We start from the raw sequence: 20,829 nt of genomic DNA on the forward strand, positions 1-20,829 counted from the left end.
ATGTTGTCCAATAAGTATCAATATTAAAAACCTTTCGTGCTAATTTTTGGTATGAAAGGTTTTTTAGTATAAAAAATTAAATGTTGATAGCGCTTTAATAGGTGTATGTAGCCAGTAAGTATTTACTAGCGCTATATGTTTTTAACCAAACCAAATTCAAACTTTGCTAGGTTGATATTTTATGATTGACTTATAGCGTATAGATGGTAGTCTAAGCGTTCTTTGGGGAGTAGCCTGTTTTCGTTCTACGAAAGCGTCCGTATCAACATACTTGGCCACATGCCATGGTACGAACACCTCTCGGTTGGCGAGACCATCGATATATCTACACTGCAGGTCGAGGGTGTGGCTATGTCGTGGACTCTATACTCGACCAGAGATAATCAAATGAACCCTATTGCTCTTCTTTTACTTGCTCTTTCTATGTCTACTGATGCCTTTTCTGTGGCAATTGGTAAAGGCGCAAATCTAAAAAATCCTCGTTTTACCGAAGCTCTGAGAATGGGTGTTATCTTTGGCACTATTGAAGCCATTACACCTATCATTGGTTGGCTTATTGGCCGTTCTGCCACCTCCTTCGTAGATGCTGCCTTTATTGAAGCATGGGATCACTGGGTCGCCTTTGTCATTCTTGCGGCTCTCGGTATGCATATGCTGTATGAGGGCTTTAAGCCAAGTAACGAATCAATAGAAGCACCGCGTAGACATTCGTTCTTTAAACTTGCTATAACGGCATTTGGTACCAGTATCGATGCGATGGCTGTCGGTGTGAGCTTGGCATTTATAGAGGTCAATATTTTCTTAGCGGCAGGGCTAATTGGCTTAGCTACCACGGTAATGGTTACGCTGGGCGTGATGTTAGGCAGGGTATTAGGCTCACTAATCGGTCATAAAGCCGAAGTGTTCGGTGGTTTTATGCTGATCGCTATCGGCACGTGGATTTTATTAAGCCATCTTCAATGACCATATCTAATGATGGTACTCAATGACTACATAGAAACTGCCAACTGCAGAAATATGATGATCGTTTATATTAAGGAAGCCTACCTAGCTTGGCAGGTGGGCTTTTTGCACCTAAAACTAACACATCACGCTATAGCTATTGGTAAAAGGCCTGAAAAACTCAGCACCACAAAAATTATTGATGATAAACAGTATGGTCATAATGACGATAAGAATGCCTATACCCCACATAGGTAACGTTAACTTCCAATTCGTCAAATTCTGGTGACCGCAGTGTTTACAGCGCCAATCAGAGCGCTTTAGTTTGGTATCACATTTCGGGCACTTGCTATGATTAATAAACAATTTAATCTCCCTTATAGATACATTCTCTTATAAGAGTATATATCCCTGGCACCGAATCAGCAATTGCCTATCAACAATTAGTCGTTGCTAGCGAAGAGGCCTGACTCAAGTGTTTGTGCTTACGCTTATACATAGAGTTCTGGTATGCCAACAAAAAACAGCAGACAATAAAAAAGACCTTCAATCTCTTGAAGGTCTTTTTTATTAAAACTTAAATGTGGTGGGCCCAGTAGGACTTGAACCTACGACCAAAGGATTATGAGTCCTCTGCTCTAACCAACTGAGCTATGGGCCCTAACGTTAGACGCACAATGATACCTGAATTTTTTAATTTTTCAAGTAAAAGATAAGAAGTAATCGAGAAATTATTTATAAGTGATGGTCTTAGTTAAAAACCACTACCAGCCATCGTGAGGCTACGCCCACCATCCACAGTGATAATCTCGCCAGTGACATAATGTGCCTGTATCAAGTACAGCACACTATGCGCAATATCTTCAGGCTTGCCTATTCTTTGCATAGGAATTGAGTCAATAATCTCTTGTTGCTGTGTGAGATCGAGGGCTTGGTCGCCATTAGGATCAGGTAAGATATTCACACCAGGTGCGACACCATTGACGCGTATATCTGGTGCGAGCTCTAGTGCTAGCGATTGCACCATCATTCGATGGGCAGCCTTTGCCATATTGTAGACTGTATAATTGGCAAAAGGTTTATCCTTCGCATGAATATCCAATAAGCTGATAATGCAGCCTTGCTGGTGTTTGAGATAGGGCAGTAGCGTTTGGCTCAATATCAAAGGTGCCTTGGTATTGGTCAAAAACAGCTCATCCCACTGTGCATGATTGATGCCACCAAGTGGACTAGGATAGAATCTTGACGCATTGTGCACCAGTACATCAAGCTGTCCAAAGGCGGACATGATATTTTGGACAAATTGGTTCAATGCCGTGTCATCATTGACTACTGCCAGATCAGCAACGATAACGATGGCACTATTATCACGCATATCGTTGAGTTGAGCTGCTAAACGGTTTGCTGCTGTCTCGCTACGATGACAATGAATAATGACGCAGTAGCCTTGGCTGTGTGCTGCTCTAATAATCGCTGCACCAATACGCTTGGCGCTACCCGTTACCAGCATGACAGGTGCTTGAGTATTCATGCTTGTTCGCTGAAGTGCATTAGGTTCTTTGTTCATAATGAGAATACTGTTTTGAGTGCGTTCTAATATTAGCCGTGTGCCTGTAAGTGATCAATCCTACTTTGGCGTAAGGCTGCCCCAATAGCGGGGCCTTTAAGGTCTGAGGCAATGTCAGTCATACCGATAGCATGAAAGCTATTTAGCGCTAGCATCATTTGACGATGTTGTATGGCCAGTTGTAAGACATGACTACACACAAGTAATTGCGATAGTTTATCTGGCTCCTTGTGAGCGCCGCATGTTTGCAATAGGTCAATCTTGTCAGCAGCGCTTAGACTGTTTATTGCGCGTAGTTTGTTGGCGTGCTGCGCAAATAGGGTAGCGAACTGAGTATGTGTTTTGGGTACTTTGGCTGTGTTACCGATACTATTAATGCTCTTTGTAGCAGTTGATACGTTAAAGTCAGATTCAGAGTTTTCGCTCTTAAATAGTGAAGGGGCAAGGCTTATCATCAATAGCGTCCAACGCTGTGATAAGTTTAAGCGCATTTGACCTGCAAAATACAAGGCAGTCTGAACCGTTTCTCGTATACAAGTGTCTTCCCAAGCATCATGTAGTGGGGCAAAATGCTCTATGAGTCCGCCAATATCAAACAACTGCTGCCAGTATACTTGCGGTGATAGTTGCATGGTGGCGCGACTCGATTCTTGCCAAATGCGTTCGGCACTCAAGTGAGCAAGCTCTCCTGAACTCACTAAGTGATGCATCAGCGTTAAAGTATCATCCGCGATAATAAACCCTAAATCGTAATAACGTCCATAGAATCGAGCCGTTCTTAATACTCGTAATGGATCTTCGCTAAAAGCACTAGACACGTGACGTAAGATTTTACTGTCTAAGTCTTCCAATCCACCATAGTAATCAATGACGTCGCCGCTGATAGGGGTGTCATCCGTGAGACTAGTGACCTCGATAGCCATGGCATTGATGGTTAGGTCACGACGTTGCAGGTCTTCTTTCAAGGTGACATCGGGACTGGCATGTACGCTAAAGCCTTTATAGCCTGAGCCTTGTTTGCGCTCCGTGCGGGCTAGCGCATATTCCTCATGACTGCGAGGGTGCAAAAAAACAGGGAAGTCAGCACCTACTTGCTGAAACCCAGCATCAAGCATCTCTTTGGCAGTAGCGCCAACAACAACGAAGTCTTTATCTTTGATGGGACGTTTTAGCAGTTGATCACGTACCGCACCGCCGACAAGGTAGATTTGCATAAAAGCCTCTTTGTATTGCACTGTAAATCATCAGTTCAATAGCGAACCATAATAAAACCAGTCAATGCTATGAACGAGCACTGACTGGTTTTATTATAACAAAAGAGCCCTGCCAATAAATGACAGAGCCCTTTCTAATAATATATTTGTACTAAGTGCAATGTATGGTAACTAAGTACAGTATACGACTATTTTTCGTTTTCTAGGTCTTGCGCTTCAGTCACAGTCAATGCAGTCATGTTGACGATGCCACGTGCAGTAGCTGATGGTGTCAAAATATGTACTGGCTTATTAGTACCTAATAGAATAGGACCAATAGACGCACTGCCTGTTGCTGTTTTGAGTAGATTAAAGGCAATATTTGAGGCATCAAGGGTTGGCAAAATAAGTAAGTTTGCGGCACCTTTTAGTGGGCTTGATGGCATATCGTTCAAGCGAATATTCTCATTTAGCGCTGAATCACCCTGCATTTCGCCTTCAAATTCAAAGTCTACATTCATGTCAGTCAGCAGCTCATGAACCTTACGCATTTTGACAGCGCTGGTGCGGTTTGAGGCACCAAAGTTAGAATGAGACACTAGCGCAACGCGTGGCGTGATACCGAAGCGACGTAACTGATCTGCTGCCAATACCGTCATTTCAGCCAACTGCTCAGCGGTTGGGTCTTCATGGACATAGGTGTCAGCAATAAATATATTACGATCTTGCATCAATACCGCATTCATCGCATAAAAATCATTCACACCTTCTTTTTTACCAATGACGTTTTTGACATATTCTAAGTGCATTTGATAATCACTGAATGTACCACATACCATGCCATCAGCGTCACCATTATCAACCAACAAAGAGCCGATCAGAGTGGTTTTACGGCGCACATCACGACGGGCAAGTTCAATGCTTACACCGCGACGTTTGTTCTTCTCGTAGTAGCCCTGCCAGTAGTCTTTATAGCGTGGATCATCATCTTGATTAACGATAGTGATGTTTACACCATCTTTTAGACGCAGACCAAGCTTTTCGATATTGGCTGAAATAACCGCTGGACGACCAACCAAGATAGGCTGAGCCAGTCCTTCATCGACAACGACCTGTACGGCTAATAGGATGTTGTTGTCTTCACCTTCACAGTACACGATACGTTTTGGCGCAGATTTAGCACGTGCAAAGATAGGCTTCATCACAAACGCTGAGTTGTAAACAAACTCAGACAGACGCTGACGATACGCTTTCATATCTTCGATAGGCAGTGTCGCGACCCCTGAATCCATCGCTGCTTTGGCAACAGCAGAGGCGATTTCAATGATTAAGTTTGGCTCTAGAGGTCCTGGGATCAGGTATTCGCGGCCAAAGCTTTTCATGGTCTCGATGTTTCTGACGTTGGTGGTTGGTGTTGCCTCAACGTGTGCCATCGCAGCAATTGCTTTTACACAGGCTACTTTCATCTCTTCGTTGACGGTAGTTGCACCAACATCCAATGCACCGCGGAAGATGTACGGGAAGCACAACGCGTTGTTTACTTGGTTTGGATAATCTGAGCGACCGGTCGCCATGATCACATCTGGACGCACAGCGTGCGCTAGCTCAGGCATGATTTCAGGTGTTGGGTTGGCAAGTGCAAAGACGATAGGGTCTTTTGCCATACGGCGAACCATATCTTCTGATAAGGTGCCTGGCATGGATAGTCCAAGGAACATATCAACATCGTCCATGACTTCTTCGATAGCAGTAGCTGTCGTGTCACGAGCGTAGCGTTGTTTGGTTTCGTCAAGGTTTTCACGGCTAGTACTAATAATACCGCGAGAATCTGACACCAAGATATTGTTTTTATTAACGCCAAGCGCACAAATGATATCTAGGCAAGAAATAGCAGCAGCACCTGCGCCTGAACAGACCACTTTGATGTCTTCGATTTTTTTGCCAGTGATTAGCAAAGCGTTCAGCATTGCTGCGGCAACAATAATTGAAGTACCATGTTGGTCATCATGGAACACAGGAATGTTCATGCGTTCACGTAGTACACGTTCAATTTTGAAACATTCTGGTGCTTTGATATCTTCTAAGTTGATACCACCAAATGTAGGCTCAAGCGAAGCAACCGCTTCAATAAACTTGTCTGGATCGTTTTGATCGATTTCAATATCAAAAACATCGATACCTGCGAATTTTTTGAATAAAACGCCTTTACCTTCCATAACTGGCTTTGATGCCAATGGACCGATATTACCCAAACCGAGTACAGCAGTACCATTAGTAATGACACCAACTAAGTTGTTACGCGCCGTATATTTAGAGGCAAGCTTTGGATCTTTTTGGATCTCAAGACACGGTACAGCGACACCTGGAGAGTAGGCAAGTGCTAGATCGCGTTGGTTAGCCAACTGCTTAGTAGGCGTTACTGATATTTTACCTGGGCGTGGAAACTCATGGTAATGTAAGGCAGCTTGTTCAAACTGCTCTTTTTCTGTACTGAGGTTATCCGTATTCGAAGTGGTATCGTCATTCATAATAATTGCCATGGTTGGAATAAATTGGAATAAATTAAATGGTGATGAACATAACGTCCAACCCTCAAAAATTACTACAGGATAATAACCCAAGGGTACAAGGACATTAGACGACTAACGACCATAGGCATCATGGTCGGTGATCAAGGATCAAGTCAAAAAAGCAATCTAGCGAAAACAGTCATTCTATCACTATTGGCAATTCACTGCCTAGTCAACGACAGTGAATTGTGCGAATAATATAATAAAATGATATTCGTTATTTAGCTGGTTGATAATGCCAAAAAATACAGTCTAATATCAACCATAATTTCATAATGTTTCAAAATATTACAGTATATGTATCCACTAAGATGAACAACTAATAGGCATCTGCGGCGTGTCAGGCGCAGGTGCAGTAGTATCCAAATCGGACGCAATATCCTGAACGTCATAAGGATTGCTTAATAAGCGGAAGACTCGATCGACTTCTTCAAATTGCCCTTGTTCTGCGGCAGTAATAGCCCGCTGCGCCATGCTGTTGCGCAGTACGTACACTGGGTTATTGGTCTCCATATCGTTGATGGCTTGCTCAACTGGTAGCTGCTCGATATGTGCCAGATAACGCATCGACCAGTCCTGCCAGACCTGCTGCGCATCAGCGCTCAATTCAGTGGTCATTTTAGCCAGTAGGTCTTGCTCATATGGATGATCATTTGGTGCGATTAGACCGAGTAGAGCGCGAAAGCTATTGGTATAGTCGAGTAAGTTATCTTCTAGTAGTGTTAACCATTCAAAGGCCAAACCTAGGCTTTCGCGTTGGTGTGGTAACCCAAGCTTGCGGCACAGGCCTTGTTGGTAATGCTGCATAAAGGTTGATTCGTAAGGACCTAGGCAGTCAGCAAGCGTCTCACGAGTCACCCCCTCTAAGCGCATAAAGTGTGGCAGCCAAACATTCAGATTCCAATGTCCGATAGCAGGCTGGTTCTGGTAGGCGTAGCGACCCGTGTGATCAGAGTGATTGTTGATCCAAGCTGGATTAAAGCGCTCCATAAACCCAAAAGGCCCAAAATCCAAAGTGCTACCCGTAATAGACAAGTTGTCTGTATTCATCACGCCATGCGCAAAGCCAATCAGTTGCCAGTCAGCAATCATACGTGCCGTACGCTCAACGACTGCGGTCAAAAACGCCAGTACAGGCGTCTCGCTATCCCGGCACTCTGGATAGTAAGTATCAATCATATAGTCCGTAAACTCACCAAGTAAGTCAGGCGCAAAGCTTGCAATCCATTCAACATGACCAAGACGGATATGGCTACCAGCGACACGCATCAACGCGGCACCTGCTTCGATACGCTCACGGCGTACTCGCGTATCAGAGACCACAAAACCCAGAGCATTAGAAGAAGGAATACCAATCTGGGTCAATGCATGACCACACAAATATTCTCGAATCGTACTACGCAGTACTGCACGTCCATCTCCCATGCGCGAGTAGGGAGTCAGTCCTGCTCCTTTGAGGTGTAAGTCTTGTGATTGTCCGTCATTATCCAGAACCTGAGCCATGAGTAAACCGCGCCCATCACCCAATTGCCCTGCCCATTGTCCAAACTGATGACCTGCATAGGCCATGGCTAATGGTTTAAAATCAGCTGGCACGTATTGACCACCTAAAATATCCACCCAGTGAGTCATCAGCTCGTCATTCTCTGCCCAGCCCAATTGCTGTGCCACTTGTGTATTGAAGTGTCCAGCACGTGGATTGTCGAGTGGTGTCGGCGGCTGCTCATGATAAAGGCGAGTGTCGAGGTTGGCATAGGTATTTTGATAACGCATACAGGCCGTTTCCATTAAAATATAAAAGTGAGGGTTTTACTATAACATAGCTCTCATATGTCATCGTTGCACTCTGTCCATCTCTTGTAATCTCTGCCCTAAAAACTAACCTTATTTAGCATTCTTAGTCTATACAGTACTTAGCTAGCAGGATAGAGCGGTTGCACTTAATCACCTTATTGCATTCTGTCATCTATGCTCTTGGGAGCGCATTAAATAAAAAGTATAAATCACAGACAAAAAAATCCCCCTATCTATGAGATAGGGGGAAGGAGAAACATTACTATTAATAATAATCAGCCAGTACCCATTCAATATCGATTACTTGGTAATTGGTTGGCTAAAATTTAAGCTGCCTTTTGACTGACACCGATAGAACGAAATGCGGTTTTGAGGTTGCTATTATGTTCAAGAATTTTTTGCTCAATCTTGGCATAATCATGCTTCAATTTATCATCAGCTTCGTGCAAGCGATCAGCGAATTCTGTCTTTTTAAGCTCGATTGTTTTGGCTTTTAGCGCTTGCCATTCTTCAACGGTTTGCGTGAAAGCATCGTATTCAAACTTAATGCGATCTTGGAAGCTCTTCATCGCATGAGGCAGATCAATACCGCTTACGGTTGCTGTCTCAATTTGCTGTTGCGCCGTTTTGAACTGCATTTGAACTTCAGCATGCTTGATCGTCGTGTCATCCACGGTACGAAGATCAGAAGTCAGACCAATCTTTGACAAACCAGCAATCAACCATTTGGTTGGATCATACTGCCACCATTTCACGCCATTACGATAGTCGTATTGGAAGAAGTGATGATAGTTGTGATAACCCTCACCCCACGTAAAGATAGCCAAGAAGAAATTGTCACGAGCCGTATTGGTATCGGTATAAGGACGAGTACCCAGCATATGGCATAACGAGTTAATAAAGAACGTAAAGTGATGCGTCAGTACTAAGCGTAGTAAGCCTGCGATGACCAATGTGCCCCAGACATCACCCAGTAGCCAACCAACAGCGGCAACCATGCCGACATTCATAGCCACGACCCACAGACCATAGTATTTATGCTGAATCTGTAGCACTCTGTCTTTGGTCAAGTCAGGGATGTTTTTATAATCAAACTTGCCGCTCGGGTAGTTACGTAACATCCAGCCAATATGACTGAACCAAAACCCGCGCTTCGCTGAATACGGATCATCCAAGCGATCATCAACATGACGATGGTGGACACGGTGACCTGAGACCCAGTCAAACGCAGAGCCCTGTACTGCTAAAGTAGAACCTAGCAATAAAAAGTTTCTGACAATTGGATGCGCTTTGTAAGCACGGTGCGCAAGCAAACGATGGTAACCCGCTGTGATACTCATGCCAGTCCATACCATAAAGGCACCAAACACACCCCATACAGGTGCACTCACGTCATGAGTAAATAAATACCATGGCGTAATGATAGCGGCGGCAATGGGTGTCGCTACCAAGATAGTCGCCGGAATCCAATTGATCGGTGCTTTTGTAAATTCAAACTCGCGCATGTCGATGCTTTGCTCTTTTGTCATAGCATCAGTTTGGTCAGAATCTTTAGCATAATTGCGCTTTGCAACAGGCTGCTCATCCAAAGCCATTTGCGCTTTTTTCTCATCAAAACGAGTTTTAAAACGCGTTACTTGAGTGCTGGCAGTCTTTACAAGCGTATCACCAGATTTGATAGCGAAACGTAAGCCTTTAAGCGGTAAGCCAAGTGCTTTTTTTGCAATCATATAATATCCCTAACGGTATTAATTTAAGTCCCCATAGTACCTGAAAAAACAGATAAAGTGAACACTTATACACTATAAAAATATTGCTAAATAACAATAACTTGTATGAATTATAGACGGTATTGTCCAAAAATAAGAATGACTTATCAGGCATGAAGGAGAAGTGTAACTAACACGCAAGATATGTATTGGCTGTATAGATTATTAAAAACCACCGATGAAGGTTTAGAAATAATAAACAGATCGTTTAAGGCAGCAATAGATGACTAGGAAAGTCAGTGATAATAACATCGGTATCCCATTTTATGAGCTGCTCGATAGTATTGATGTCATTGACTGTCCAAGCGCTTACGGGCAGACCATAGCGATGGCTGTGCTTAATGATGGCGTGGGTCAAGAGCGGGTAGTAAACCCCCAGTTGAATACAGCCAAGTTGTAACGCGGTATTGGTCGCTCTTGCTAAGGCCTCTGGGGTGCGAATAAGGAGCCCCCGCGGCACATGAGACAATAACTTATGACGTTGCAACCGATTATGCAGCTCCATATCAAAGCTCGTTAGCACAATAGGTAAGTTTGCAAAGGTAGTGTTGATGAGCTCTCGCGCCAGTGCTTCAACCAATACTGCATAGTTGGTTCGGTTATGAGTTTTAATCTCAAGCTCAATCACACTAAACCCGCTAAGCACCGGTGCAATATTGGCCAAAGTCATGATGGGCTGACCAAACTGCAATCGGCATTGAATCTCTGTTAGACCCAATTGATCCACACGTGACTGTTGGCCACACATTCGCTCCAAATCATCATCATGAAACACAATTAAGTGACCATCAGCGTTCAGTTGTATATCAAACTCAACCCCTGCCAGGCCCTTTGTTTTCAGATTTTGAGAGTACTCAAAACCTGAAAACGTGTTTTCTAAACTTTCACCACGTGCGCCTCGATGGCCCAACAGACGCGTATTTTTAAAATTTACCATATCAAATGACTACTGATGGATCTTACGAGTCATCATATATCGTCATAGTAGCAGCGTCTAACAAAATCTTTGATATGACCAATACTGGTTGCATCTATTATCTGTAGCGAAAAACAACGTTGGCATTTGTTATGTTTTTGCAACAAAACACAGGTTTTACACACAATGAGGGGCGCTATTTGTATGTCCATGGGCTACACTAATGACCATTTCAACCAAACACCGTATAATGATGTGGTTTTCAACGCGACAACGTGATTGGTCTACATGATTGGTCTATAAAATCACGCTGTCGTTTGAGTGTTAAACACTGTCCATCAGTGGCGGTAAGAACCAGTAAATTGGGAGTAAAGTAACTATGAGCGTAGCAAATGTAAGTTTGAGCAAGTGGCATAAAGTAGCTGGAATTGGGTTGGTATGTAGTTTGGCGCTTGCCGGTTGTGATCGCTCAGAGGTGGAAGAGACTGACGATGCAGCAGAGATGACGGAACAAGAGCCAACGGCTACCAATGCTGCAGTTGCTCCTGCAGTCAGTTGTGATGACCCAATGGTACAAGATCGCCTCAAAACTGCGCTCAGAAATACGCTCAACCAACAGGCGCAAGCGTTGGCTACCAACTACGCAAATGATGCTGAGATCAGTTTAGCAAGCGGTGTTGTCAGTGATAAGACCAATGGTATCGTCATCGATGTGCAGAACGCAGCTATCTTGCAACAAGCCAACGATAATGGCATGACAACCTGTCAAGCAAGTGTCAGCATGACGCTGCCAAGCGAAGATTTGTACCAAGCCAGTCAGATACAAGCAGCCAATAATCAGCCAAGCCTACAGTCACGCTTAGCGCAAGATAATATTCGTATCAATAATAATATGCTCGTCGATGATGCCTTTACTTATGTTGTCGGTACACAAGGCGGGCAAGTCCGCACTCGTATTGCTGGACAGCCGGCGTTACTGACGGTCGTTGCAGATGTAATGGCAGGGTCTGTATTAAAAACCGCTATGGATGAACAACGTGCCCAGCGCGCCGCTGAACGTCCTGCACCTGCACAGAACACGCAGCCAGCGCCCGCTCGTCAGCAGCCAAGAACAGTAACACCCGTTGAGCCGATTCGCCCGACTCAGCCTGCCACGCCGCCGACCATCAACAAACCTGCTAGCAGCCAAAACAACTCAGCAGAGAATAATCAGCCTGCCGCTCCTACTGAGACGAGCAAACCAGTAACGCCAACGACGCCAAAAGTAGTGCCTAAAGATGAAACTATCGACATGGTCATTATTGAAGACGAGAGCGCTACGTATTAATCAGTCTGCTTTATGCTTAATTTTATCAGTAGCTTACAACAGGTAGTTAATAACTATCGTTGAGTAAAAAACCCCGCAACATTATTGTTGTGGGGTTTTTTGTGAGTATTCAAATACTAACCTGAGGGTCGGTCTAATCTATTAGTGATGGCTAATGATTTTTAGTGGTTTTCATTAATTTTCAGAAAAATGCTGCAACACTTTACTGTCCCACAGTACTTCAGAGACTTGTTCTGGGTCTGTACAGAAACGCGCCGCGACAAATAGCCAATCCGATAGGCGATTGATAAGGCTGATGGCAGTGTTGCGTATAGCAGACGGGCGCTGCTCTTTTAATAATACCGCTTGGCGCTCAGCTCGGCGACAGACACTACGTGCGACATGCAATTGGCTCACCAGTACAGAACCTGTCGGCAAAATAAAATCTTTTAGCGGTGGCAATGTGCTATTCATCGCATCGATTTTTTGCTCGAGCCATTCGATATGCATGGCATTGACCCCTTCGTACTCTGGCATAGCAAGCTCACCGCCGATATTGAACAACAAGTGCTGGATAATGACTAGGGACTGAGAGAAGTCCTCGCTAATAGACTGGTCTTTACTTTGTTGTAACTGTGCGCGTACCAGACCGATGTGTGAGTTGAGCTCATCGATATCACCCATAACGTTGAACAGATTGTCAGCTTTGCTGAGCCGACTGCCATCAGCCATACCAGTGCTGCCGTCATCTCCAGTACGTGTATATATTTTGCTTAAGCGATTGCCCATCTTTATATCCTTAGTGGTTTTTATCATTGAAGGGTGGTAGTTGCATGCTCATTGTAGTATTTTACGCCTGTTTTCGCTAAGATAATGGGTTACGTTTTATATTTCGGTATTAACCGTAGTTAATTTTTGACAATTATAATCATACTATCGCTATGGCTGGACTCGTTCGCTGTAGCTGATATCTTTAATTTTTCTATTTTATTTATGCTAAAAGGTTCTCTTACTATGACCACACCACTTACAGATGCGATGTCTCAGCTGTCCATTTATGACTCACTGACTGGCGGCAAACGCCAGTTTGAACCGCTCAAAGCAGGGCAGGTGGGCATGTATGTGTGTGGCATGACTGTCTATGACTATTGTCATATCGGACATGCTCGTGTGATGGTCGGGTTTGATATGGCGGTGCGTTGGTTGGCACAATTGGGTTATGACGTGAACTATGTGCGCAACATTACCGATATCGATGACAAGATCATCGCGCGCGCGGCTGAGAATGGTGAAGAGATTGGCGTATTAACGCAGCGTTTTATTACGGCAATGCATGAAGATGCGACGGCGCTCGGTTGCGAGATGCCAGATGCTGAGCCACGCGCAACTGATCATATCTATGACATGCAGCAAATGATTGAGACGCTCGTCACTAGCGACTATGCGTATGCAGGTGATAATGGCGATGTCTATTATGCGGTTGATAGTTTTGCAGACTATGGCAAACTATCGAAGCGTAATCTCGACGATATGCAGGCAGGATCGCGAGTAGATGTCGAAAACGATAAGCGCAACCCGTTTGATTTTGTACTGTGGAAAGCTGCCAAGCCTGACGAGCCGCAGTGGGCTTCACCTTGGGGACAGGGGCGCCCAGGGTGGCATATTGAATGCTCAGCGATGTCGACTAAATGCTTAGGTAATACTTTTGATATTCATGGTGGCGGTCATGATTTGCAATTCCCGCATCATGAAAACGAGATCGCGCAGTCTGAGGCAGCAACTGGCTGCGAATACGCACGCAATTGGATGCATGTTGGTTTTATCAATGTCGATGGCGAGAAGATGTCTAAATCATTAGGCAACTTTTTTACCATTCGTGATGTGATGGCAAAGTACCTACCAGAGACGGTAAGGTTCTTTTTGTTGTCTAGTCATTACCGTAGCCAAGTCAATTTCTCTGATAGTGCTTTGGATGAAGCACATAATAGCCTAAGTAGGCTATACAACGCATTAAAATTAGCTGAACAACGAAAAGAGCAGACAATCGTAGTAGATGCAGACTTGGTTGTTAGCGCATACGGTAGTGACGCAGGTCAGCATTTTATCAAAGCAATGAATGATGACTTCAATAGCTCGACGGCAATCAGCGTCTTGTTTGGTCTCGCCCGCGATATCAACAAAGCTATCAAAGCGGAAGACATAGACACAGCATGGCAGTTAGCACAGCAACTAAAAACCCTAGCGCAGGTGTTGAATATCCTGCAACAGCCAGTGCAGCAGTTTTTGCAAGCGGTGATTGGTGATCAGGCAGAAGGTGGTCTGAGTGATGCGGTTATTGATGGGCTAATCATCGAACGCGCAGAGGCCAAAGCGGCCAAAAATTTTGCACGTGCTGATGAGATTCGTGAGCAGTTAAAAGACGCTGGCATTGAGCTTGAAGACAGTCGCGCTGGTACGACGTGGCGCCGTGCCTAAATTGAGTAGTTACCATTTATAATTTAAATAGTGAACATATAGTTGTAAATTAAGTCAGCGCTATGCTGGCTTTTTTTTGTACACTACATTAGGTTAAAGCATATCAAATGCAACTTTTATACCCACTTCCATTTTAGACTACTGGCTTTGAAATATGACTACTCTAAAAAATACTACCGTTGATGCTCATGTTGCTGCACCGGCTGTAAGCCATCGGAGTGGACATATAGAGCATCACAATATAGAGCATCCTAGTGTTCGCCATCATGCACTAAAAACCATGTTAGGCTTTTTTATTATAGCCATCAGTGCCCTTCATACACCTGTCAATGCAGCAGATACTAATGCTGAAACAAGCGGCAGTGAACAGAACCATTCGCAAGAAATTAGTAAGCCGGACAATCTAGCGGAATATGCTGTCCAACAGGTAAACACGGTCAAAAGTACTAGCGTCAATCTCTCCGATATCAGCGAAGAGATATTTGACCCGACAGAGCGTAGCGCGGTAGAGCAAGCGGGAACACTACAAGGCGATACTGGACTGACGGGCGAATATAATGCAAATTATTATCTGCTCAGCACCATCAATGAAGGACTACCACCTCTAAACAAGCCGCCCAATCTGGCGACACCACTCGCAACCTTGGAGTTTTTCCAGTCGGCAGTAATGAAGCAGCAGTATGACTTGGCAGCTTACGCACTCAATATGAACTTGATTGATGAGCAAGATCAGCGCAGCCGTGCGCTTGATCTGACCAAGCAACTGGATTATCTGCTCACTCAAAAAGAGCTATATGTGTTCGATGATATGCCAGATCGCCCCGATGGTTTGATTGAGCCGCCGCTTGGCAATGGTAGCAGTGTCATGGGTATTCCTAGACGCTCGATCCAACTTGGCTATATTGAATATCGAGAGCGCCAAGTGCCCATTCATTTGGAGCGGGTACGAGTAGAGGATCAAGCGCCAACATGGGTGTTCTCTGCGCAAACCGTTGGCAATATCGAAAATCTGTATGAACAGTATCATCCGGCAGAGTTTGAGCGGTATCTACCGATTTGGTTAAAACTAAAGTTTTTTGGGATTGCGCTATGGGAGTTTTTATCGTTAGTGCTCTTTTTCTTATTGACCATGGGTTTAGGGTGGCTACTGAGTAAAGGTACAGAAAAGCTCATCAATCGATATGTCGATGAGGAGAAATATAACAAGTACACCAATAGTGCTAATGGTGTGACTGACTTGGTCAGTAAGCTGACGGTACCATTGACATTTACCATCAGTTTTTCACTCGTTTTTACCTTAGTATCTGGTGGATTTCCTTATCTAGATGCCGTCGCATCCTCCATCCGTCCTCTAATTTGGACTGGACTGGTACTGAGTGCCATGTGGCTTGGTATACGTGTTATCAATTTTTTTGCCAATCGCTATCAAGACCTACAGATCGAAAACTTGGCAGAGGAACACTTTGACAAAGTTCGTCGTCGTCGCACTTATGTATCGATATTTCGGCGCGTCTTTATATTTGTCATGGTATTAGGCAGTATTTGGATAGGTCTGAGTGAGTTTGCCAATATGGAAGGGCTTGGTAAGACATTACTGACCTCGGCTGGTATAGCAGGCGTGGTGCTTGGTATCGCTGCACAGCCCATACTGGGCAATATCATCGCTGGGGTACAGGTGGCGGTGACGCAGCCTGTACGTATTGGCGATAGTGTAATAATGGAAGGTAATTTTAGTACCGTTGAAGACTTGCGTTACACTTATGCAGTACTCAAAACCTGGGATGAACGTCGATTGATCGTGCCAATGCGTGAGCTAATCACCGAAAAAGTAGAGAATTGGTCTCATACCGAAGTGCATCAGACTTGTCCGGTATTCTTATACATCGATTATGGCGCAGATATTGATGCCATTCGTCAGCACTTTATATCAGTGACCAAAGAAAATGAGCTCTGGGATGGAGATACTGAGCCTGAAATATTTGTCGTTGATGTGACAGAGAATACCGTTCAGCTGCGCGGTGCAGTTGCAGGAGTAGGTCCCATAGAGGCGTGGACCCTTGCTTGTGAAATACGTGAGCAAATGCTTGGTTACTTATATGAGCAGCAAAACGCGTACCTACCGACAGAGCGTTTTACCTTAAAGACAGGCGAGTAACTTTAGAGTAAACTCATTAGAGGTATAAGGTGCTTATTGATAGACAAACGCTGCATAGTTTGTCTATCAATGTACAAAGACTCATTTATACAAAATAATCTGACAAATAGACTATGTCAGAGAGGCGCTTATTTGTTATAATGTGGCGTTATTTTTATAGGATAACTGAGTGGTTAGCAATAAGTCGACACTGCGCAGGCAGCTGCAACGACTGATATGTTAAGCCATGAATTCCTACCCATCAAAATAACCACCACTAGGGGTCTGTATGTTGCGAATTGTCGATGAAGCCTTAACCTTTGATGACGTTTTACTATTGCCAGCCTATTCGGAAGTTCTGCCAAAGACTGCTGATCTTTCTACTCGTTTGACCAAAAACATCACGCTTAACCTTCCGCTTATCTCTGCGGCGATGGATACTGTGACTGAGTCTGAAATGGCCATTACGATGGCACAGCTTGGTGGCATGGGTATCTTGCACAAAAGCATGGATATTGAAAAACAAGCCACCCAAGTACGCCGTGTTAAAAAATTTGAAGCGGGTACTGTTGTTGATCCTATCACTGTACATCCAGAGATGACAATTGGTGAGCTACTGCGTTTGACCCAAGATAACAATATCTCAGGTGTTCCTGTCGTCGAAAAAGGCACAGATAATGTTGTGGGTATCGTCACTCACAGAGACTGGCGCTTTGAAACCAACCTCTCACTACCAGTTAGTCAGATCATGACGCCAAAAGAGCAGCTGGTAACGGTGCAAGAAGGCGAGAGTAACGAAAATATTAAAAGATTGCTCCATGAACACCGCATCGAAAAAGTTATCGTGATTGATGATAACTTCCGTTTGCGTGGTTTGATTACGGTCAATGATTTTGCCAAAGCTGAAAACAACCCAAATGCTTGCAAGGATGACCAAGGTCGTCTGCGTGTTGGTGCCGCGGTTGGTACTGGTGCAGACACACAAGCACGTGTTGAAGCATTGATCGCTGCTGATGTCGACGTGATCGTTGTTGATACAGCGCATGGCCACTCAAAAGGCGTGATCGACAAAGTATCATGGATCAAGAAAAACTATCCGCACGTTCAAGTTATCGGTGGCAATATTGCAACTGGTGAAGCAGCAATAGCCCTACGTGATGCAGGCGCTGATGCCGTAAAAGTTGGTATCGGTCCTGGTTCTATTTGTACTACTCGTATCATTGCGGGTATTGGTGTACCGCAGATCTCTGCTATTGACAACGTCGCTAGTGCATTGAAAGACAGCATTCCACTGATTGCTGACGGTGGTATCCGCTATTCAGGTGATATGGCAAAAGCCATCGCTGCTGGTGCATCATGCATCATGGTTGGGTCGCTTATGGCAGGTACAGAAGAAGCACCAGGTGAAGTTGAGCTGTTCCAAGGTCGCTATTACAAAGCTTACCGCGGTATGGGTAGCTTGGGCGCGATGTCAGGCTCAAATGGTTCGTCAGACCGTTATTTCCAAGATGCCAAAGATGGCGTAGAAAAACTGGTACCAGAAGGTATCGAAGGCCGCGTCCCTTATAAAGGTCCAGTTGCCGGTATTGTCAATCAATTGGTGGGTGGTTTGCGTTCATCTATGGGTTATACAGGCTCAGCGACTATCGAAGATATGCGTACCAATCCGCAGTTCATCAAAGTGACTTCAGCAGGCATGAAAGAGTCACATGTTCATGATGTGCAGATTACTAAAGAAGCACCGAACTACCGAGTAAGCTAAACGGTACTTTGAAGTCCTGTACGGTCTCAAAGTCAGCCCAGTTTAAGGGCTACAGTGGTCTTGAGATACAAACAGCCAACAATGCTTTGTTATTGTTGGCTGTTTTTTTTGTAAAATACAAAACAGATTATTACAATAATGATTTTGCCTACATATGTGTTAGGCCTTTTATTTCGGACTTGAGGAAGAGACATAATGAGTTATTTTGGTACTGATGGTATCCGTGGAAAATTTGGCGAGTTGCCTATTACACCTGACTTTATCTTAAAACTGGGTTATGTCACGGGACTGGTTCTCATAGAAAATAATGAAAACCCTGCGCGCAAACCAAGTGTGGTCATTGGAAAAGATACTCGTCTCTCAGGTTATGTTATTGAAGGCGCATTGCAGGCAGGGTTCAATGCGGCTGGTGTTGACGTTCATATGCTCGGTCCACTACCGACGCCTGCTATTGCACATTTAACGCGCAGCTTCAACGCTTACGCTGGTGTTGTTATTTCAGCTTCACATAATCCTTATTATGACAACGGCATCAAGTTCTTTTCTGGCAACGGCAAAAAAATCAGTGATGAGATGCAAGCGTCTATCAATGATAAGCTGACAGCCATTATGGGTAGCACTGATAGCAATGATGTCACTATGCCTATCGTCGATCCTTCACAGCTGGGCAAAAATAATCGAATCAATGATGCAAAAGGTCGATACATCGAGTTTTGTAAAGGCAGCTTTCCCTATCAGTATGATCTTAGTCATTTAACCATCGTGGTTGATTGTGCCAATGGGGCAGGTTATAGCGTAGCACCTAGAGTAATGCGTGAGCTGGGCGCCACTGTTATCGCTATCAATAATACACCTGATGGTATCAATATCAATGCTGATTGTGGCTCTACACATCCTGAAGGTCTACAAAAAGCAGTACTCGAGCATGAAGCAGATGTCGGTATTGCATTAGATGGTGATGGTGACCGTATCGTAATGGTCGATGAGATGGGTAATTTAATCGATGGTGATGGTATTTTGTACGTGCTTGCGACCCAAGCGACAAACAAAGCCAAAGGTGTCGTTGGTACGCTTATGAGCAACATGGGCTTAGAGTTGGCACTAAAAGCGGTAGATATTGAGTTCACTCGTGCAAAAGTAGGCGATCGCTACGTGATGCAGGACTTAGAAGCCAATGGCTGGATATTGGGCGGTGAGCCATCCGGTCATATTTTATGTCTAGATAAGAGTAGAACAGGGGACGCCATCATTGCAGGCCTACAAGTATTGGCGGTGATGCAGGCAAGAGGACGTGCTCTGAGTGAGCTTGTGGAAGGTTTTGAGGTACTGCCACAAAAGCTAGTCAATGTGCGACTGTCTCAGATGCAAGACCCATTTCAGCATGAAGAACTGGTTGCTGCTTTTGATAAGGCTCAAGCAACCTTAGAAGGCCGTGGCCGTCTGCTCATTCGCCAATCAGGTACTGAACCTATGATTCGAGTCATGGTCGAGTCAGATGACGAAATAGAATGTGACGTAATGGCAAATGATTTGGCTGATCAGATCAAGTCAGTATTGGGTTAAAATCAATACTGAGCTAACAATCACTAAAATAATGACATCATAATTCTATAATAGGGAATGATCATGAGTATGGATTTTACCGACCAACGCCTTTCATACGAGAAAGGCGAGCTTGATCAACAGTCAGTACCAGCATCACCATTTGAGCTTTTCAAGGGGTGGATGGATGAGGCGCTTGCACAGAAGGTCCAAGAGCCTTATGCAATGAGCCTAGCGACATGCGGCGCAGATAATAAGCCTAGCGTACGTATCGTTTTATTGCGCGAGATTACCGATACCGGCATTGTCTTTTATACCAATTACGAAAGCGCTAAGGGACAGGATATTGCAGAGAATCCCAATGCAGAGGTGCTGTTTTTTTGGCATGAGCTCGAGCGTCAGATTCGTATCAGTGGTCCTATTGCTAAGATTGATGCTGATAAGTCTGCGAGCTACTTTCAAAAACGCCCGCACGATAGCCAAGTAGGTGCGTGGGTCAGTCAGCCGCAAAGTGGTGAAGTTGCAAATCGTGAGGTCATGGAGCAAACGTTTGAACAACTTCAAGCGGCACATCCAACCAATACTGCGGTACCGACGCCAGCGTTTTGGGGTGGGTATGAGATTACGGTTGAGAATATTGAGTTTTGGCAAGGTCGCGCCAATCGTATGCATGATCGAATTATGTATGCGAAAGAGAGCAGTCATGATGGACATGAGGTAAGCTGGACTACCAAGCGTTTACTACCATAGTTGCTAGGGTTTCACGCTATAGACTATACAAAAATAAAAAAGCCACTCTAGACCCAGTTTCTTTGGTATCTAGAGTGGCTTTTTTACATGAATTATTTAGCTTATTCGG

General features: G+C 44.4%; 15 protein-coding genes, 1 tRNA gene and 1 riboswitch. Of the genes, 8 read left to right on the forward strand and 8 right to left on the reverse strand.

Going from position 1 to position 20,829, the window contains the following annotated elements; translation table 11 throughout:
- Positions 1-212 precede the first annotated feature (212 nt).
- Positions 213-381, forward strand: a riboswitch (yybP-ykoY riboswitch).
- Positions 352-963: a manganese efflux pump MntP gene (locus AC5JP1_RS02530; protein WP_493843001.1), complete on the forward strand. Its 612-nt coding sequence runs from the start codon at positions 352-354 to the stop codon at positions 961-963. It overlaps the preceding riboswitch by 30 nt.
- Before the next feature lie 9 nt (positions 964-972).
- On the forward strand, positions 973-1,200 hold the full coding sequence (locus AC5JP1_RS02535; RefSeq protein ID WP_319051504.1) for a hypothetical protein: 228 nt from the start codon (positions 973-975) through the stop codon (positions 1,198-1,200).
- A 326-nt stretch (positions 1,201-1,526) separates the two neighbouring features.
- Here the strand turns inward: AC5JP1_RS02535 and AC5JP1_RS02540 are convergent.
- From AC5JP1_RS02540 to AC5JP1_RS02570, 7 genes are all read right to left on the reverse strand, one after another.
- Positions 1,527-1,603: transfer RNA gene (locus AC5JP1_RS02540), tRNA-Ile, on the reverse strand.
- A gap of 93 nt (positions 1,604-1,696) precedes the next feature.
- Positions 1,697-2,473 (reverse strand): pteridine reductase, encoded by a 777-nt coding sequence (locus AC5JP1_RS02545; protein WP_493843002.1) that lies wholly within the window; start codon positions 2,471-2,473, stop codon positions 1,697-1,699.
- A gap of 68 nt (positions 2,474-2,541) precedes the next feature.
- On the reverse strand, positions 2,542-3,723 hold the full coding sequence (locus AC5JP1_RS02550) for a tRNA nucleotidyltransferase (protein ID WP_493843003.1): 1,182 nt from the start codon (positions 3,721-3,723) through the stop codon (positions 2,542-2,544).
- A 188-nt stretch (positions 3,724-3,911) separates the two neighbouring features.
- Positions 3,912-6,230, reverse strand: a complete 2,319-nt coding sequence (locus tag AC5JP1_RS02555) for an NADP-dependent malic enzyme (protein ID WP_319051507.1) — start codon at positions 6,228-6,230, stop codon at positions 3,912-3,914.
- Between the two features lie 348 nt (positions 6,231-6,578).
- A complete protein-coding gene (locus AC5JP1_RS02560; RefSeq protein WP_493843004.1) occupies positions 6,579-8,045 on the reverse strand; it encodes a protein adenylyltransferase SelO in 1,467 nt (488 codons plus the stop codon).
- Between the two features lie 347 nt (positions 8,046-8,392).
- Positions 8,393-9,595 (reverse strand): acyl-CoA desaturase, encoded by a 1,203-nt coding sequence (locus tag AC5JP1_RS02565; protein ID WP_493844418.1) that lies wholly within the window; start codon positions 9,593-9,595, stop codon positions 8,393-8,395.
- A gap of 448 nt (positions 9,596-10,043) precedes the next feature.
- On the reverse strand, positions 10,044-10,772 hold the full coding sequence (locus tag AC5JP1_RS02570; RefSeq protein ID WP_319051509.1) for a glycerophosphodiester phosphodiesterase: 729 nt from the start codon (positions 10,770-10,772) through the stop codon (positions 10,044-10,046).
- A gap of 358 nt (positions 10,773-11,130) precedes the next feature.
- Between AC5JP1_RS02570 and AC5JP1_RS02575 the strand changes: the two genes are divergently transcribed.
- A complete protein-coding gene (locus AC5JP1_RS02575; RefSeq protein ID WP_493843005.1) occupies positions 11,131-12,078 on the forward strand; it encodes a hypothetical protein in 948 nt (315 codons plus the stop codon).
- 174 nt (positions 12,079-12,252) lie between these two features.
- Here the strand turns inward: AC5JP1_RS02575 and AC5JP1_RS02580 are convergent, their stop codons facing one another.
- Positions 12,253-12,846: a cob(I)yrinic acid a,c-diamide adenosyltransferase gene (locus AC5JP1_RS02580; RefSeq protein WP_493843006.1), complete on the reverse strand. Its 594-nt coding sequence runs from the start codon at positions 12,844-12,846 to the stop codon at positions 12,253-12,255.
- 225 nt (positions 12,847-13,071) lie between these two features.
- On the opposite strand from AC5JP1_RS02580, the gene cysS reads away from it, so the two are divergent.
- The 5 genes from cysS (at position 13,072) to pdxH (ending at position 20,720) form a co-directional block, all read left to right on the forward strand.
- Positions 13,072-14,532, forward strand: coding sequence for a cysteine--tRNA ligase (gene cysS, locus AC5JP1_RS02585; protein WP_493843007.1), 1,461 nt, complete (start codon positions 13,072-13,074; stop codon positions 14,530-14,532).
- A gap of 154 nt (positions 14,533-14,686) precedes the next feature.
- Positions 14,687-16,687: a mechanosensitive ion channel family protein gene (locus tag AC5JP1_RS02590; protein WP_493843008.1), complete on the forward strand. Its 2,001-nt coding sequence runs from the start codon at positions 14,687-14,689 to the stop codon at positions 16,685-16,687.
- Between the two features lie 268 nt (positions 16,688-16,955).
- Positions 16,956-18,428 (forward strand): IMP dehydrogenase, encoded by a 1,473-nt coding sequence (gene guaB / locus AC5JP1_RS02595; protein ID WP_319051514.1) that lies wholly within the window; start codon positions 16,956-16,958, stop codon positions 18,426-18,428.
- Positions 18,429-18,623: 195 nt separating this feature from the next.
- Positions 18,624-19,991 (forward strand): phosphoglucosamine mutase, encoded by a 1,368-nt coding sequence (gene glmM / locus AC5JP1_RS02600; protein WP_493843009.1) that lies wholly within the window; start codon positions 18,624-18,626, stop codon positions 19,989-19,991.
- Between the two features lie 69 nt (positions 19,992-20,060).
- Positions 20,061-20,720 carry a pyridoxamine 5'-phosphate oxidase gene (gene pdxH, locus AC5JP1_RS02605; protein ID WP_493844419.1) on the forward strand — a complete coding sequence of 220 codons (660 nt, stop codon included), beginning with the start codon at positions 20,061-20,063 and terminating at the stop codon, positions 20,718-20,720.
- The last annotated feature ends 109 nt before the right edge of the window (positions 20,721-20,829 follow it).

The sequence above is a fragment of the Psychrobacter sp. H29 genome, from assembly GCF_059073055.1.

What these genes read in the sequence shown, in the direction of transcription:
- AC5JP1_RS02530 (WP_493843001.1), top strand. Translation starts at nt 352, where the DNA reads ATGTCGTGGACTCTATACTCGACCAGAGATAATCAAATGAACCCTATT.
- AC5JP1_RS02535 (WP_319051504.1), top strand. Translation starts at nt 973, where the DNA reads ATGATGGTACTCAATGACTACATAGAAACTGCCAACTGCAGAAATATG.
- AC5JP1_RS02545 (WP_493843002.1), bottom strand. Translation starts at nt 2,473, where the DNA reads ATGAATACTCAAGCACCTGTCATGCTGGTAACGGGTAGCGCCAAGCGT.
- AC5JP1_RS02550 (WP_493843003.1), bottom strand. Translation starts at nt 3,723, where the DNA reads ATGCAAATCTACCTTGTCGGCGGTGCGGTACGTGATCAACTGCTAAAA.
- AC5JP1_RS02555 (WP_319051507.1), bottom strand. Translation starts at nt 6,230, where the DNA reads ATGAATGACGATACCACTTCGAATACGGATAACCTCAGTACAGAAAAA.
- AC5JP1_RS02560 (WP_493843004.1), bottom strand. Translation starts at nt 8,045, where the DNA reads ATGCGTTATCAAAATACCTATGCCAACCTCGACACTCGCCTTTATCAT.
- AC5JP1_RS02565 (WP_493844418.1), bottom strand. Translation starts at nt 9,595, where the DNA reads ATGACAAAAGAGCAAAGCATCGACATGCGCGAGTTTGAATTTACAAAA.
- AC5JP1_RS02570 (WP_319051509.1), bottom strand. Translation starts at nt 10,772, where the DNA reads ATGGTAAATTTTAAAAATACGCGTCTGTTGGGCCATCGAGGCGCACGT.
- AC5JP1_RS02575 (WP_493843005.1), top strand. Translation starts at nt 11,131, where the DNA reads ATGAGCGTAGCAAATGTAAGTTTGAGCAAGTGGCATAAAGTAGCTGGA.
- AC5JP1_RS02580 (WP_493843006.1), bottom strand. Translation starts at nt 12,846, where the DNA reads ATGGGCAATCGCTTAAGCAAAATATATACACGTACTGGAGATGACGGC.
- cysS (WP_493843007.1), top strand. Translation starts at nt 13,072, where the DNA reads ATGACCACACCACTTACAGATGCGATGTCTCAGCTGTCCATTTATGAC.
- AC5JP1_RS02590 (WP_493843008.1), top strand. Translation starts at nt 14,687, where the DNA reads ATGACTACTCTAAAAAATACTACCGTTGATGCTCATGTTGCTGCACCG.
- guaB (WP_319051514.1), top strand. Translation starts at nt 16,956, where the DNA reads ATGTTGCGAATTGTCGATGAAGCCTTAACCTTTGATGACGTTTTACTA.
- glmM (WP_493843009.1), top strand. Translation starts at nt 18,624, where the DNA reads ATGAGTTATTTTGGTACTGATGGTATCCGTGGAAAATTTGGCGAGTTG.
- pdxH (WP_493844419.1), top strand. Translation starts at nt 20,061, where the DNA reads ATGGATTTTACCGACCAACGCCTTTCATACGAGAAAGGCGAGCTTGAT.